The 13591-nt window shown below is 66.0% G+C and carries 12 protein-coding genes; 10 read left to right on the forward strand and 2 right to left on the reverse strand.

Features of this window, described 5'->3' with window-relative positions:
* Nucleotides 1-37: 37 nt before the first annotated feature.
* On the reverse strand, nucleotides 38-811 hold the full coding sequence (locus AAAZ40_RS10430) for an SIMPL domain-containing protein (RefSeq protein ID WP_476660302.1): 774 nt from the start codon (nucleotides 809-811) through the stop codon (nucleotides 38-40).
* 225 nt (nucleotides 812-1036) lie between these two features.
* On the opposite strand from AAAZ40_RS10430, the gene ompR reads away from it, so the two are divergent.
* Both ompR and AAAZ40_RS10440 read left to right on the forward strand, forming a co-directional pair.
* Complete coding sequence (gene ompR / locus AAAZ40_RS10435) at nucleotides 1037-1783, forward strand: osmolarity response regulator transcription factor OmpR (RefSeq protein WP_476660303.1); 747 nt, start codon at nucleotides 1037-1039, stop codon at nucleotides 1781-1783.
* Complete coding sequence (locus tag AAAZ40_RS10440; protein ID WP_476660304.1) at nucleotides 1770-3173, forward strand: ATP-binding protein; 1404 nt, start codon at nucleotides 1770-1772, stop codon at nucleotides 3171-3173. Before ompR ends, AAAZ40_RS10440 begins: the two co-directional genes overlap by 14 nt.
* Before the next feature lie 66 nt (nucleotides 3174-3239).
* Here AAAZ40_RS10440 and ispF read toward each other — a convergent pair whose 3' ends face one another.
* Nucleotides 3240-4643 (reverse strand): 2-C-methyl-D-erythritol 2,4-cyclodiphosphate synthase, encoded by a 1404-nt coding sequence (gene ispF / locus AAAZ40_RS10445; RefSeq protein WP_476660305.1) that lies wholly within the window; start codon nucleotides 4641-4643, stop codon nucleotides 3240-3242.
* A gap of 54 nt (nucleotides 4644-4697) precedes the next feature.
* Between ispF and mfd the strand changes: the two genes are divergently transcribed.
* The 8 genes from mfd to AAAZ40_RS10485 all read left to right on the forward strand — a co-directional run bounded on the left by mfd (nucleotide 4698) and on the right by AAAZ40_RS10485 (nucleotide 13590).
* Nucleotides 4698-8252, forward strand: a complete 3555-nt coding sequence (gene mfd / locus AAAZ40_RS10450) for a transcription-repair coupling factor (protein WP_476660306.1) — start codon at nucleotides 4698-4700, stop codon at nucleotides 8250-8252.
* A 92-nt stretch (nucleotides 8253-8344) separates the two neighbouring features.
* Nucleotides 8345-8587 carry a type II toxin-antitoxin system Phd/YefM family antitoxin gene (locus AAAZ40_RS10455; RefSeq protein WP_476660307.1) on the forward strand — a complete coding sequence of 81 codons (243 nt, stop codon included), beginning with the start codon at nucleotides 8345-8347 and terminating at the stop codon, nucleotides 8585-8587.
* On the forward strand, nucleotides 8584-8970 hold the full coding sequence (locus tag AAAZ40_RS10460; RefSeq protein ID WP_476660308.1) for a type II toxin-antitoxin system VapC family toxin: 387 nt from the start codon (nucleotides 8584-8586) through the stop codon (nucleotides 8968-8970). The genes AAAZ40_RS10455 and AAAZ40_RS10460 overlap by 4 nt, the downstream gene beginning before the upstream one ends.
* A gap of 78 nt (nucleotides 8971-9048) precedes the next feature.
* Nucleotides 9049-9261 carry a type II toxin-antitoxin system VapB family antitoxin gene (locus AAAZ40_RS10465; protein ID WP_476660309.1) on the forward strand — a complete coding sequence of 71 codons (213 nt, stop codon included), beginning with the start codon at nucleotides 9049-9051 and terminating at the stop codon, nucleotides 9259-9261.
* The gene (locus tag AAAZ40_RS10470; RefSeq protein ID WP_476660310.1) at nucleotides 9258-9656 is read left to right on the forward strand and encodes a type II toxin-antitoxin system VapC family toxin; all 399 of its coding nucleotides are present in this window, start codon (nucleotides 9258-9260) and stop codon (nucleotides 9654-9656) included. Before AAAZ40_RS10465 ends, AAAZ40_RS10470 begins: the two co-directional genes overlap by 4 nt.
* A 109-nt stretch (nucleotides 9657-9765) precedes the next feature.
* A complete protein-coding gene (locus AAAZ40_RS10475) occupies nucleotides 9766-11574 on the forward strand; it encodes a site-specific DNA-methyltransferase (protein WP_476660311.1) in 1809 nt (602 codons plus the stop codon).
* A gap of 46 nt (nucleotides 11575-11620) precedes the next feature.
* On the forward strand, nucleotides 11621-13030 hold the full coding sequence (locus AAAZ40_RS10480) for an AAA family ATPase (protein WP_476660312.1): 1410 nt from the start codon (nucleotides 11621-11623) through the stop codon (nucleotides 13028-13030).
* Nucleotides 13027-13590 (forward strand): hypothetical protein, encoded by a 564-nt coding sequence (locus AAAZ40_RS10485; protein WP_476660313.1) that lies wholly within the window; start codon nucleotides 13027-13029, stop codon nucleotides 13588-13590. The genes AAAZ40_RS10480 and AAAZ40_RS10485 overlap by 4 nt, the downstream gene beginning before the upstream one ends.
* Nucleotide 13591 lies beyond the last annotated feature (1 nt).

Genomic DNA, 13591 nt, shown 5'->3' on the forward strand with positions numbered 1-13591 from the left:
ACGATGACAGCGCCCGCGCCTCGAGCGCAAGGCCGGCTCAGTGCAACTGCACCGCCCCGGACACCGTGATGTGCACCCATTCCGAGCCGGGCTCGGCGGGCAGCGCCACCTCGGCCGTATCCAGGCGGGCCGGCGCCGCCATCAGTAGGCGCGGACGCCCGACCCACTCGGGCTCCGCCGCGCTGATGACGACTTCGCGCAAGGTGTAACCGCTGAAACCGAAGTCGCGCGCCACCAGCTGGGCACTGGCGCGAAAGCGCTCGATGGCGGCGCTGCGCACCCCGGCCTCGAGCTGCTGGCGCGCTTGCGGGCTGAGCGTGAACTGCAGCTGCGACACGCTCAGGCCACGCACCTGTGCCGGCACCGCCGCCAGCGCCGCCAGATCGCGCCCCTGCACCAGCACCTCGGCGGCACCCAGCCAGCCCACGATCTGGCCCTCGGCGTTGTGGCGCGGCTGCAAGGTGAAGCCGCCCGAGCTGAGCTCGAATTCGCCGCTGCGTACCTGGGGCCGCAGCTGTTGCAGCGCCGCCTCGACGCTGCGGCTGAGCTGGCGCTGCAAGGCCACCGGGTCGGTGCCCTGCACGCGCTGGGCCAGTGTCAGGGTGAGCCAGTCTTGGCGCGCTTGCTGCCGCGCCGTGGCGCTCAGTTGCACCACGTTGTGGGGCAGCGGCTGCATGCCCGCTTGGCCGGGCTGGGCTTGCGCCAGGGCCGTGCCCGCGCCCAGCAAACCCAAGCCCAGGCTCAGCCCCAATGCCGCAACCGCCACGGCGTGCTTGAGGCGGCGAGGTTGTGAAACGTCGTTCAGAATCATCGATAGGCTCCTGGAAATCCGGCTGCAGACCGAGCACAGGCTCATCTGCCAGCCCCGGCACACCCCCCAGTGTGCCACCAAGCGCTCACGGCCGCCCCCCTCGAGGCAGCACACAAGCGCAACAACTGTAACGGCGCGTATCCCCCAAGCCGATCACGCACCCAACCTGGGCTGCCCGGTGTCACAATTGCCTTTGCCGCCCAAGCTCACGCACCCAAGCCTGCCATGCAATACGCCACCCCAGAACCGCCCCCCGCCCGTGCCGACCGCATCGTGGTGGTGGACGACGACGCCCGCATCCGCGAGCTGCTCAACCGCTACCTGAGCCAGCAGGGCTTCGAGGTCTTGCTGGCGGCCGATGCGCGCGCGCTCGACAGGCTGCTGCAACGCGAGACCTTCGACCTGATCGTGCTCGACCTCATGCTGCCCGGCGAAGACGGCTTGAGCATCTGCCGGCGCCTGCGCGCGGGCCGGCTACGCACGCCCATCATCATGCTCACCGCCAAGGGCGAGGACGTGGACCGCATCGTCGGGCTGGAGATCGGGGCCGACGATTACCTGGGCAAGCCCTTCAACCCGCGCGAACTGCTGGCGCGCATTCACGCCGTGCTGCGCCGTCGCCCCCCGCCGGAAGTGCCCAGCGCCCCATCGAGCGCGCACGAAGTGGTGCGCTTCGGCCCCTTCGTGCTCGACCTTGGGCAGCGCACGCTGCAAAAAAACGGCACCGACATCAGCCTGACCAGCGGCGAATTCGCCATGCTCAAAGCCTTGGTGCGGCATCCGCGCCAGCCGCTGTCGCGCGACAAGCTGGCGCAACTGGCGCGCGGGCGCGAGTTCGAGCCCTTTGACCGCAGCCTCGATGTGCAAGTCTCGCGCCTGCGCAAACTCATCGAAACCGACCCCGGCGCGCCGCGCTACCTGCAAACCGTCTGGGGGGTGGGCTATGTTTTTATCCCCGATGGCCACGGCTGATCCGCTGCCCCCCGCACCCGAGGCCAGCCGCCCACCCAGTGGCGTGGGCCTGAGCCTGTTTGGCCGCACTTTTTTGCTGCTCGGCGTCTTGTTGCTGGGTTCGGTGCTGGCCTGGTTTCAAACCCTGCGCACGCTCGAGGAAGAGCCGCGCGCGGTGCAAAGTGCGCAGCAGCTGGCCTCGCTCGTCAACCTGACGCGCGCCGCGCTCGCGCACGCCGACCCGATCGCGCGCATCTCGCTCGTCACCACCTTGTTGCAGCAGGAAAACCTGCGCATCGCGGTGCGCGAGCGCGCCGACACCCACCTGCCCTACGACCAAGACCGCCTGAGCCGGCGCATCAGCGCCGAATTGGCCCACATGCTCGGGCCGCAGACGCTGGTGGCGCGCCAAGTCAACGGCTTTGACGGCCTGTGGATCGGCTTTGAAATCGGGGGCGACAATTTCTGGCTGCTGGCCGATCCGGCGCGGGTGGGCCAAGTCGGCGGCGCCACGTGGCTGGTCTGGCTCGGCATTGCGGCGGCCTTGTCCTTGCTTGGAGCGGCGCTGTTTGCGCGCCTGATCAATCGGCCGCTGCTGCAGCTCAGCGCCGCCACGGCGCGCGTGCGCGCGGGCGACTTCACGGGGCCGCGGCTGGATGAAACCGAGGCCACGCACGAGATTCGCGCCGTCAACATCGGCTTCAACCGCATGGCCGAGCAACTGGCCAAGGCCGAGGCCGACCGCACGCTGATGCTGGCCGGCATTTCGCACGATCTGCGCACGCCGCTGGCGCGGCTGCGGCTGGAAATCGAGCTCAGCGTGCCCGACGACGCCACCCGGCAGCTGATGGCCGCCGACATCGAGCAGGCCAACGCCATCATCGACAAGTTCCTAGATTACGCCCGCGTCGAGCACACGCCGCAGCTGCAGCCGGTGGCCTTGGCCGAGCTGGTCGCCACCGCCTTGCTGCCCTACCAGGGCGCGCCAGACTGCGCGGTGGCGCTCGATTTGCCCCCCGGCCTGCGGGTGCTGGCCGAGCCGGTGGAGCTGCGCCGCGTGCTCGACAACCTGCTGCAAAACGCCTCGCGCTACGGCCGCAGCCCCGACGGCCTGCTGCGGCTGCAGATCAGCGCGGCCGCGGGGCCAGACCACGCCGTGACGCTGCAACTGGCCGACCAAGGCCCGGGCGTGCCGCCGCAACTGCTGGCGCGCCTGACCGAGCCCTTCTTTCGCGCCGACAGCGCCCGCACCGCCGCCAACGGCAGCGGCCTGGGGCTGGCGATCGCCGACAAGACGCTGCAGCTCATGGGCGGCGCACTCGAGCTGCGCAACGGCGTCGCCGGCGGCCTGCTGGCGCGGCTGCGTTTGCCGGCGGCTGCGGCGGCTGCACCCAGGGTTGCGCCGCTTTGACAAGGGGCGGCTGCGGCCCTGGGCGGTTGCGGCGCTGTGCAGAGCACGAACGCGCCCGCCAGCGCCTCAACCCACGCGCTGCAACAGCGCCACGGCCCGGCATTCGATCGCCAAGCCCTGCCCGACCGGCCCCATTTTTTCGGCGGTCTTGGCCTTGACATTGACTTGGCCCGGTTGCAGCCCCAGCACGGCCTCGATGCGCGCCTGCATCGCCGCCTTGTAGGGGGCCAGCTTGGGGGCCTGGGCGATCACGGTGGTGTCGAGGTTGAGCAGCAGATAGCCCTGCGCCGTCACGCGCTGCATCGCCTGCGCCAGCAACTGGGCCGAATCGGCGCCGGCAAAGCGCGCGTCGGTGTCGGGGTACAGGGTGCCGATGTCGCCCAGCGCCGCCGCACCCAGCAGCGCGTCGGTGATGGCGTGCAGCAGCGCATCGGCATCGGAATGCCCGAGCAGGCCACTGGGGTGCGGAATGTGGATGCCGCCCAAGATCAGCGGCCGCCCCGGCACCAGCGCGTGGATGTCCCAGCCTTCGCCGATGCGCAGGCCCAAGGGGGGGGTGGGGGCGGGGGTTGGCACCGGGTGGACTGGGTTCATGGCGGCGGGGGCCTGGGGCGTGGATGGGGCGGCCGGGCCGCATGGCGACGCGCTGCGCTGCGCTGGGTGCTGCGCCTGCCGCTGCGCCAGCAGCGCCTCGGCCAAGGCGAAATCGGCCGGGTAGGTGATCTTGAAGTTGCTCGCGCTGCCCGGCACCAGCAGCGGCTGGGCGCCGCTGCGCTCGATGGCGCTGGCCTCGTCGGTGATGCCGGCAAAGCCGCTGCCTTGGTGCGCCGCCAGCGCCGCGCGCAAAGCGCCCAGCCTGAACATCTGCGGCGTTTGTGCCAGCCACTTGTCGGCGCGCTCCAGCGTGGCCGCCACGCGGGGCAAGGGCGCGGGGGCGGCCGATGGCGCAACCGGGGCTGCTGGCGCGGCCGCCTTGAGCGTATCGGGCAGCGGCAGCGCCAGCAGGCCGCCCACCGGATCGGGCCAGCAGGCCGCAATCAGGCGCTCGATCTGCGCCGGCTCGATCAGGCAGCGCGCGGCGTCGTGTACCAGCACCCAGTCGGCGTCGCACGCCCCGGCGGCTGCCAGTTGCTGCAAGCCGTTGAGCACGGTCTGGGCGCGCACCGCGCCACCCACGGGCCAGACGCGCACCCGCGCATCCGGCGCCTGGTAGGCGGTGTCTCCGGGCGCCACCACCACCGCCACCCCGGCCCAGTGCGGCAGCGCCAGAAAAGCCGCCAGCGTGTGGTCGATCACGCGCTGGCCAGCGAGCAACTGGTATTGCTTGGGGGTGGCTTGATCCGCGCGCACGGCCCGGCTGCCGTTGCCGGCGCTGGTGATCAGGGCGTAGCAGCGCGGCGGGCCGTCACCGGCCCCGGCTTCGGCGGGCGGCGGGCAAGCGGGCAGGGTGGGCGCGGGGTGGTCGGTCACGGTGCCTCATTTTAGAATCAGCGGCTGCGCCACTGCCCCCCGCCAGACCCCCCGATGACCCTGCCCCCACTCAGCCCCGGCAAGCGCTTGCACCTGCCCCGCCCCCCCAGCAGCGCCGACGCCTTGTGGCTGGCGCAACTGGCCGAACGCGAACGCGGCACCGGCCGGCTCACCGCCGTGGTCTGCGCCGACGCCGCCGACGCCCAGCGCCTGCTGGAAGAAATCCCGTTTTTCGCGCCCGCGCTGCGCTGCGCCCTGTTCCCAGACTGGGAAACGCTGCCTTACGACAGCTTTTCGCCGCACCAGGACCTGATCTCGGAGCGCCTGGCCACGCTCTGGCGCATCGTGCAGCGCGACCGCGCCCAGGGCGCCGACCTGGTGCTGGTGCCCGCCACCACCGCGCTCTACCGGCTGGCGCCGCCGGCCTTTCTGGCCGCCTACAGCTTCGAGTTCAAACAGCAGCAACGGCTCGATGCGGCCCGCCTCAAGGCCCAGCTCACGCTCGCCGGCTACCAGCACGTGAGCCAAGTGGTGGGCCCGGGCGAATACGCGGTGCGCGGCAGCCTGATCGACCTCTACCCCATGGGCTCTGCGGTGCCCTACCGCATCGACCTGTACGACGACGAGATCGACTCGATCCGCACCTTCGACCCCGACACCCAGCGCAGCCTGTACCCGGTGCCCGAGGTGCGGCTGCTGCCTGGGCGCGAGTTTCCGCTCGACGAAAGCGGCCGCGCCAAGTTCCGCGCCCGCTGGCGCGAACTGCTCGAAGGCGACCCGAGCCGCAGCCGCCTGTACAAAGACATGGGCGCGGGCGTGGCCAGCGCCGGCATCGAGTACTACCTGCCGCTGTTCTTTGACCAGACCGCGACCGTGTTCGACTACCTCGGCAGCGCCACCACGCTGGTGCTGCACGGCGAGCTCGAACCGTCCTTCCAGCGCTTTGCGCTGGACACCGCCGAACGCCACCGCCTGGCCCAAGGCGACCCCGAGCGCCCGCCGCTGCCGCCCGAGACCCTGTTTCTGGATGCCGAAGGCTTCTACCTCGCCGCCAAGGCGCTGCCCCAGGTGGCGCTGCGCGCGCCCAAGGAACCGGCCGGCTCGCCCGCCCCCCACCCGGCGCCAGCCCCCGCCAGCCCCACCGCCGGCACCAGCCCGAGCGGATTGGGCGCCTTCGCGCCGCTGCCCGACCTGGCCGCCCAGCGCGCCGCCGACGACCCGCTCGAGCGCCTGAAAGCGCACCTGGCGCGCAGCCCCCGGCGCGCGCTGCTGCTGGCCGAGAGCGAGGGCCGCCGCGCCACCTTGCTCGACTTTTTGCGCGCCAGCGGCCTCAACCCGCCGCTGTTCGAATCCCTGGCCGACTTCCAGGCCAGCCCGGCCCCCGTCGGCCTGGCCACGGCGGCCCTGGCCAGCGGCTTTGCCTGGGTGCCGCACGACAGCGCCCCCAGCGGCATCGACTTCGTCACCGAAACCGAGCTCTTTGCCAGCCAGCCCGGCACCCGGCGGCGCAAAAAGCAAGAGCAGGTCAGCGACGTCGAAGCGCTGATCAAAGACCTGAGCGAGCTGCAGCTGGGCGACCCGGTGGTGCACAGCCAGCACGGCATCGGCCGCTACCGGGGCTTGCTCAACCTCGATCTGGGTGAAAAAAATGCCGACGGCAGCCCCGTGCTGCAAGAGTTCTTGCACCTGGAGTACGCCCAGGCCGCCGTGCTCTACGTGCCCGTGAGCCAGCTGCACCTGATCAGCCGCTACACCGGCGTGAGCGCCGACGAAGCGCCGCTGCACCGGCTGGGCTCGGGCCAGTGGGACAAAGCGCGGCGCAAGGCCGCCGAACAGGTGCGCGACGCCGCCGCCGAACTGCTCAACCTCTACGCCCGCCGCGCCGCGCGCGAGGGCCACGCCTTTCGCTTCCCGGCCAAAGACTACGAAGCCTTCGCCAACGACTTTGGCTTTGAAGAAACGCCCGACCAGAAAGCCGCCATCCACGCCGTGATCCAGGACCTCATCAGCCCGCGCCCGATGGACCGGCTGGTGTGCGGCGACGTCGGCTTTGGCAAGACCGAAGTGGCGCTGCGCGCCGCCTTCGTGGCGGTCAGCGGCGGCAAGCAAGTGGCCTTTCTGGCCCCCACCACCTTGCTCGCCGAGCAGCACTACCAGACCCTGCAGGACCGCTTTGCCAACTGGCCGGTGAAGATCGCCGAGATGAGCCGCTTTCGCAGCGCGCGCGAAATCACCGCCGCCCTGCAAGGCACCGCCGCCGGCACCGTGGACATCGTGGTGGGCACCCACAAGCTGCTGAGCGAAAAGACGAAATTCAAAAACCTCGGGCTGCTCATCATCGATGAAGAGCACCGCTTCGGCGTGCGCCACAAAGAGGCCATGAAGGCGCTGCGCGCCGAAGTCGACGTGCTCACCCTCACCGCCACCCCCATTCCGCGCACCCTCGGGCTGGCGCTCGAAGGGCTGCGCGACCTGAGCGTGATCGCCACCGCGCCGCAGCGCCGCCTGGCCATCAAGACCTTCGTGCGCAACGAAGGCAACGGCGTGATCCGCGAGGCCGTGCTGCGCGAACTCAAGCGCGGCGGGCAGGTGTACTTCCTGCACAACGAGGTGGATACCATCGAGAACCGCAAGCAAAAGCTCGAACAGTTGCTGCCCGAGGCGCGCATCGCCGTCGCCCACGGCCAGATGCCCGAGCGCGAGCTCGAGCGCGTGATGCGCGACTTCGTGGCCCAGCGCCACAACCTGCTGCTGTGCTCGACCATCATCGAAACCGGCATCGACGTGCCCAGCGCCAACACCATCCTCATCAGCCGCGCTGACAAGTTTGGGCTGGCGCAGCTGCACCAGTTGCGCGGCCGCGTCGGGCGCAGCCACCACCAGGCCTACGCCTACCTGATGGTGCCCGAGATCGACGGCCTGAGCAAGACGGCGCAGCAGCGTCTCGAAGCCATCGGGCAGATGGAGGCCCTGGGCAGCGGCTTCTACCTCGCCATGCACGACCTCGAAATCCGGGGCGCGGGCGAGGTGCTGGGCGAAAACCAGAGCGGCAACATGCTCGAGGTCGGTTTTCAGCTCTACCACGAGATGCTGGCCGAAGCGGTCGATGCCCTCAAGGCCGGGCGCGAACCCGATCTGCTCAGCCCCTTGGGCGTGACCACCGACATCAACCTGCACGCCCCGGCCCTGCTGCCCAGCGACTACTGCGGCGACGTGCACCTGCGCCTGAGCCTGTACAAAAAGCTCGCCAGCGCCCACCACAGCGCGCAGATCGACACCTTGCTCGAAGAGATCGTCGATCGCTTTGGCAAGCTGCCGCCGCAGGCGCAAACGCTGATCGACGTGCACCGCCTGCGCGTGCTGTGCGCGCCCTACGGCGTGCTGAAGGTGGACGCCACACCCGGCGTCATCCTCATCACCTTCCGGCCCAACCCGCCGCTGGACCCGATGCGCATCATCGAGCTGGTGCAGAAGCACAAGCACATCAAGCTGGCCGGCAACGACAAGCTGCGCATCGAGCGTGCCCTGCCCGAAGCCAAGGACCGGGCGCAGATGGTGCGCGACGTGCTGCGCTCGCTGGGGCAACCTGTCGCTGCAGCCACCGCATAGCGGCACACCCGATGCGAAGCAAATGTTCCTCAGTCGAAAGCTGGACAACTCACAATAAATTAGCTAGACTTAGCCAAACCAAGGAGTTAGCCATGCACACTGTCAACATGTTAGAAGCCAAGTCCAACCTGTCGCGTCTGGTGGAGTCTCTTGAGTTGGGCACCGAGCGCGAAATCATCATCGCCCGCAATGGCCGCCCTGCGGCCAAACTGGTGCCCATAGACACGGCAGCGGTCGCTCAACGTTTGGGTGTTGCCAAAGGCGCCTTTCAAGTGCCTGACAGCATCGACACGCACAACCCAGAAGTGGCCCGCCTGTTCCTGGGCCAAGCATGAATCTGCTGCTCGACACCCACATCGCCCTGTGGGCCATTACAGACGACCCAAAACTTCCCAGCTTGGCACGCGAATGGATCAGCCATCCACGCAACACCGTGTGGGTCAGCACCGCCAGCCTGTGGGAAATTGCCATCAAATACAGTCTGGGCCGGGGCGACATGCCGGTTTCAGCCCGTGAAGCGCTGGACTACTTTCAACGTTCTGGCTACCGCTTGTTGCCCATAGAGCCCGAACACACCGTTGCGCTGGACACACTCCCGCCTCACCACCAAGACCCTTTCGACCGTCTGCTGGTGGCACAGGCTCTCACCGAGCCCATGCGCCTGCTCACCCACGACACCCACGTGGCCCGATACAGCGACACCATTGTGTTTGTCTGATCAACCCATCACTCACACCCTCGAAAAGCATCCGAGTTGATGCAAAATGATGACCTCCTACCCATACAGGAGGCCACCATGCGGACCACCCTGACCATCAGCGACGACCTGTTCAACAAAGCCATGGCACTGGCGCCCGCCGGCATGGACAAGGCCGACCTTATCCGCGAGTGCGTCAAAGCCTTCATTCGCGAACAAAGCGCGCAACGCCTGGCCGCGCTGGGCGGCACGCTGCCCAACATCCAGCAAACGCCGCGCCGCCGTGAACCCGCCGGGTCCAAGCAGCCGTGAAAATTCTGGTTGACACCTCGGTCTGGGTGGCCCACTTCAAGCAGCGCAACGCCGCACTGGTTGACCTGCTGCTGCAAGGCCGGGTCGTCTGCCATCCCTATGTGATACTGGAGGTGGCCTGTGCCACACCGCCAGACCGCACCGAGGTCATTGACCTGCTGCGCGAACTGGAACCAGCCCCCACCGCCAGCACCGAGGAAATGCTGCACCTGCTCGCAGCCCACCAACTGTATGGCAAGGGCTGCGGCCTGATGGAGCTGGGCCTGCTGGCCAGCACCCTGATGCGCCCTGCCACCCAACTTTGGACGCTCGACAAGCGCCTGCAGGCCCTGGCCACCGAATTCCATCTGGCCTATTCACCGAAAATGTCACCCACCGCCTCACGCGGCCATTGACCTCATGCCTCAAAAACCCATTCTCCACATGCCCAGCCCAGCCGCCCAAAAGCTGGAACTGCTGCGTGAGCTGTTCCCCCAAGCCATCGAGGTCAACCCCGACGGCAGCGTGCGCGTCAACGCCGCCGCCATGCAGCAAGCACTCGACCCGGCCAACCCGGCCGGCATCCGCGTGGAAGAAGACGGTTACGAACTGCGCTGGGTCGGCAAGCGCGAGGCCTACCACAGCGCCTTCGTGCCAGCGCAAAAAATCGTGCAGCCCTGCCCCGCCGACAGCGTGGACTGGGAGCACACCGGCCACCTGCTCATCAAGGGCGACAACCTGGACGCGCTGCGCCTGCTGCGCCACAGCTACTTTGGCCAGGTCAAGCTGATCTACATCGACCCGCCCTACAACACCCAGAGCGACGCCTTCATCTACCGCGACGACTTCAGCGCCAAGCAAAGCCAAGTGCTGGCGCAACTGGGCTACAGCGCCGAAAACATCGACTACATCAAGAACATCTACGGCGCGCGCACGCACAGCGGCTGGCTGAGCTTCATGTACCCGCGCCTGCTGCTGGCCAAAGACCTGCTGCGCGACGACGGCGTGATCTTCATCTCCATCGACGACCACGAGCAGGCGCAGTTGAAGCTGTTGTGCGACGAGGTGTTTGGGCAGGACAGTTTCGTAAGCTCCATCGCTTGGAAAAAGAGATCTTCACCAGATGCGAGGGACACAATCGGATCGGTACACGATTGGCTACTTTGCTACATCAAAGAACCGGCAGCGATCAAAATGGCCATTGGGAAGATACCCCTTAGTACAGATCGGATTGACTCATTTAACAACCCAGACAATGATCCTCGTGGCCCCTGGGCATCGGTTGACATGACAGGAATGACAGGCCGCGCAACGAAGGATCAGTTCTTCACGATTACTTTGCCAAGCGGCAGAAAGATAAAACCGCCAGCGGGCCGAAGCTGGGGAGTCATTGAACAGACTTTTCTAAACCTCAAAACAGATAACAGAATCTGGTTCGGGCAGTCGGGCAACAACATACCTCGAATCAAAAAATTTCTTAACGAATCCACTGGTCAAGTGGTTCCAACATTTTGGGACATGACAGAGTGCGGTAGCAATGATGAAGCAAAAAAGGAAGTTAACAATCTCATGGAACGGGCTGATGTTTTTGATACGCCCAAACCCTTGCGACTGATCAACCGTTTGCTCACTGTCTCGACCCGACCAAACGATCAGTCAATCGTACTTGATTTTTTTGCAGGCTCTGGCACGACTGGGCACGCGGTTCTTACGAAGAACGCCGAAGACGGCGGCAACCGCAAGTTCATCCTGGTGCAGATTCCCCAGCCCATCGACGCCAAAAAACAAAAGGAAGCCCACGCCTTCGTGACCGAAACCCTGGGCAAGCCCGAGGCCACGATCTTCGAGATCACCGCCGAACGCATCCGCCGCGCCGGGGCCAGCCTCAAGGCGCAACACCCCACGCTGGACACCGGCTTTCGCGTGTTCGAGCTGGCCAACGACCCCGATGCGCTGATCCTGCAAAAACCCCTGGTCGATGCCACGCAGGACGACATTGCCGCCCTGCAAGCCACCATTGCCACGCCGCAACCCAGCCAGTTGCCCCGCATCCTCTACAACCTGCTGCTGGCCGAAGGGCTGCCCCTGTCCACCCGCATCGAGCTGCTGCGCGAGCAGGCGCTGTACCGCGCGGCTGACGTGCTGTTCATCCTCGAGGCCGTGGACACCGAGGACCTGCGTTCGCTGCTGGCACTATGCAAGGCCGAAGGCGCCCCCATCCAACACCTGAGCGTGTATGCGCCCTGGGTAGACGACAACAACTTCCTGCTGGGCACCAAGACGCTGCTGGAGTCGCTGGGCCTGTCGGAAGACAAGCTGCGGCTGCGGGGCTGAGTTCTGTGAACAGCGGCGCGGACAGCCACACCACACGAGGTGCACCATGAAAATTGCCATTGAGAACTTCGGCGCGATCAAAAAGCGCATCGAAATCGAACCCAGGGCGCTGACCATTTTTTGCGGCAGCAACAACACGGGTAAGACTTACGGTCTGTATGTGCTCAACGCACTGATGGATTCGCGATTCGTCGCGTCTTTCGATTGGGCAAGGCAACAGGCCAAGGCTTTGCTGGAGACACGGCGGCTGATGGTGGATCGGTCATCGTTGCTTGGGCCGGAAGCCATCAGACACGCGCAGCACAGCATCGCGCGCGACCTTAAGGACGGATTGCCTCGGTTCTTTGTAGCCGACGGCGATTTGACCGCAGAAACTGTGATCGACATCACCCTGTCTTTGCCTGAGATCGAGGCGCATCTGGCCAACTTTGAGTTCCAGCACTGGGAGCGGTCTAACACGCCGCAAAAGGGTTTGTTGGATCTGTCTTGCAAGCTCTCAGAGGACGGTCAACGTGTCGGGATCAGCCTAGAGGGAGACTGGACCAGCGCAGCCCAGGTCGAGCGCGCATTTAACAACTTCTTGATGGAGCTGTATTGCCCGATCCGTCAGGGCCGCGCCCTGCTGCTGCCCGCAGAGCGCAGCGGCATCAACCTGTTTTTCAGGGAGCTGAATTCGCGCCGGGCTGCGTTGTTTCGCCACGCAACCAGTCAGACCCTCGATACCAATGAGTTGCTCAAGGACATCCTTGTATCGCGCTATCCGCAGCCGATTCATGACTACATTGAATTCATGACGGCCCAACCTGAGATCAAGCGCCAGACGAGCGAGAAGTTCGCAGACATGGCCGCATGGTTGCAAAAAGAAGTACTGCGAGTGAAGTACAAGGTGGATCGCTATGGTGACATCAGCATTGCCCCGCTGCGCAGCAAGACCGAGCTGGGCTTGCACTTGGGTTCTTCAACAGCCAAGACGTTCTTCGGTCTGTGGTCGTACCTCAACCATCTGGCACAGTCGGGCGACTGCCTGATGATCGATGAGCCAGAGCTGAACCTGCACCCGCTGAACCAGCGCAACATCGCCCGCTTGCTGGCCGAGCTGGTCAACCGCGGCATCCGCGTGGTGGTGAGCACCCATTCCGACTACATGGTGCGCGAGTGGGGCAATCTGGTGATGCTGAGTGAAGACTTCCCCGAGCGGGACGCGATAGCCAAGCAGCACGGCCTGAACAGCGCGCAGTGGCTGGCTGCCGACAAGGTGCATGCCTATGAGTTCCACGCGGGTGGAGTTGAGCCCATGGCTGTGAACGCGGGCAGTGGCATCCGCACTCCACTGTTTGACGAAAGCATCGAACAGCTCAATGCGGCAGCGCAGGACATCTACTTTGCCGTGCTGGCGGCCAGACCGCCGAAGCCAGAACCAACAGAAACAGGCAACGCACGCAAGGGGAAGGCATGACGGAGAACGAATATTTTGACGCACTGCGCGATGTGCTCCACCCACCGCTAAGGGACGGGCAAAAACTGGTCGGCGGGCACTTCGTGATTGAAGAAGCGGGGCAAACCTCGTTCGTGCTGAACGTGAGTGGCTTGGCCACCCACGAGGCCATCAAGCTGGAGGCCATCAAAACCGACTGGCCGTGCTTTCGTGGCAAACACAAGTTCGCCCACCGGCGTTGTGATCGCATCGTGGTGACCTGGAACCCGACCAAAGCCATCCCACAGTTTCTCATGGTTGAACTCAAGAGCGGCAACTCCGGCGGAGCGCATCAGCAACTGGGGGCGTCGCTGGCGTTTTGCCATTTTCTGCATCACATGATTTGCGTCGGACAGGCCGCACCACCCACCCCGGCATTTGTTGCCATCACAGTGAAGACGATGCCGTTTGCCCAGAAGCTAAGCAGCACCCCAACCCTGCCGCCCTGGACGACCAAGGGCATTCATCCTGCATGTCGGCACATGCACTTTGACCGCTCGCGTGGATCGCTTCCCATGGCTGCTGTGTTTGCTGCTGCGTGAG

Source organism: Serpentinimonas sp. SMBJO2, assembly GCF_056341105.1.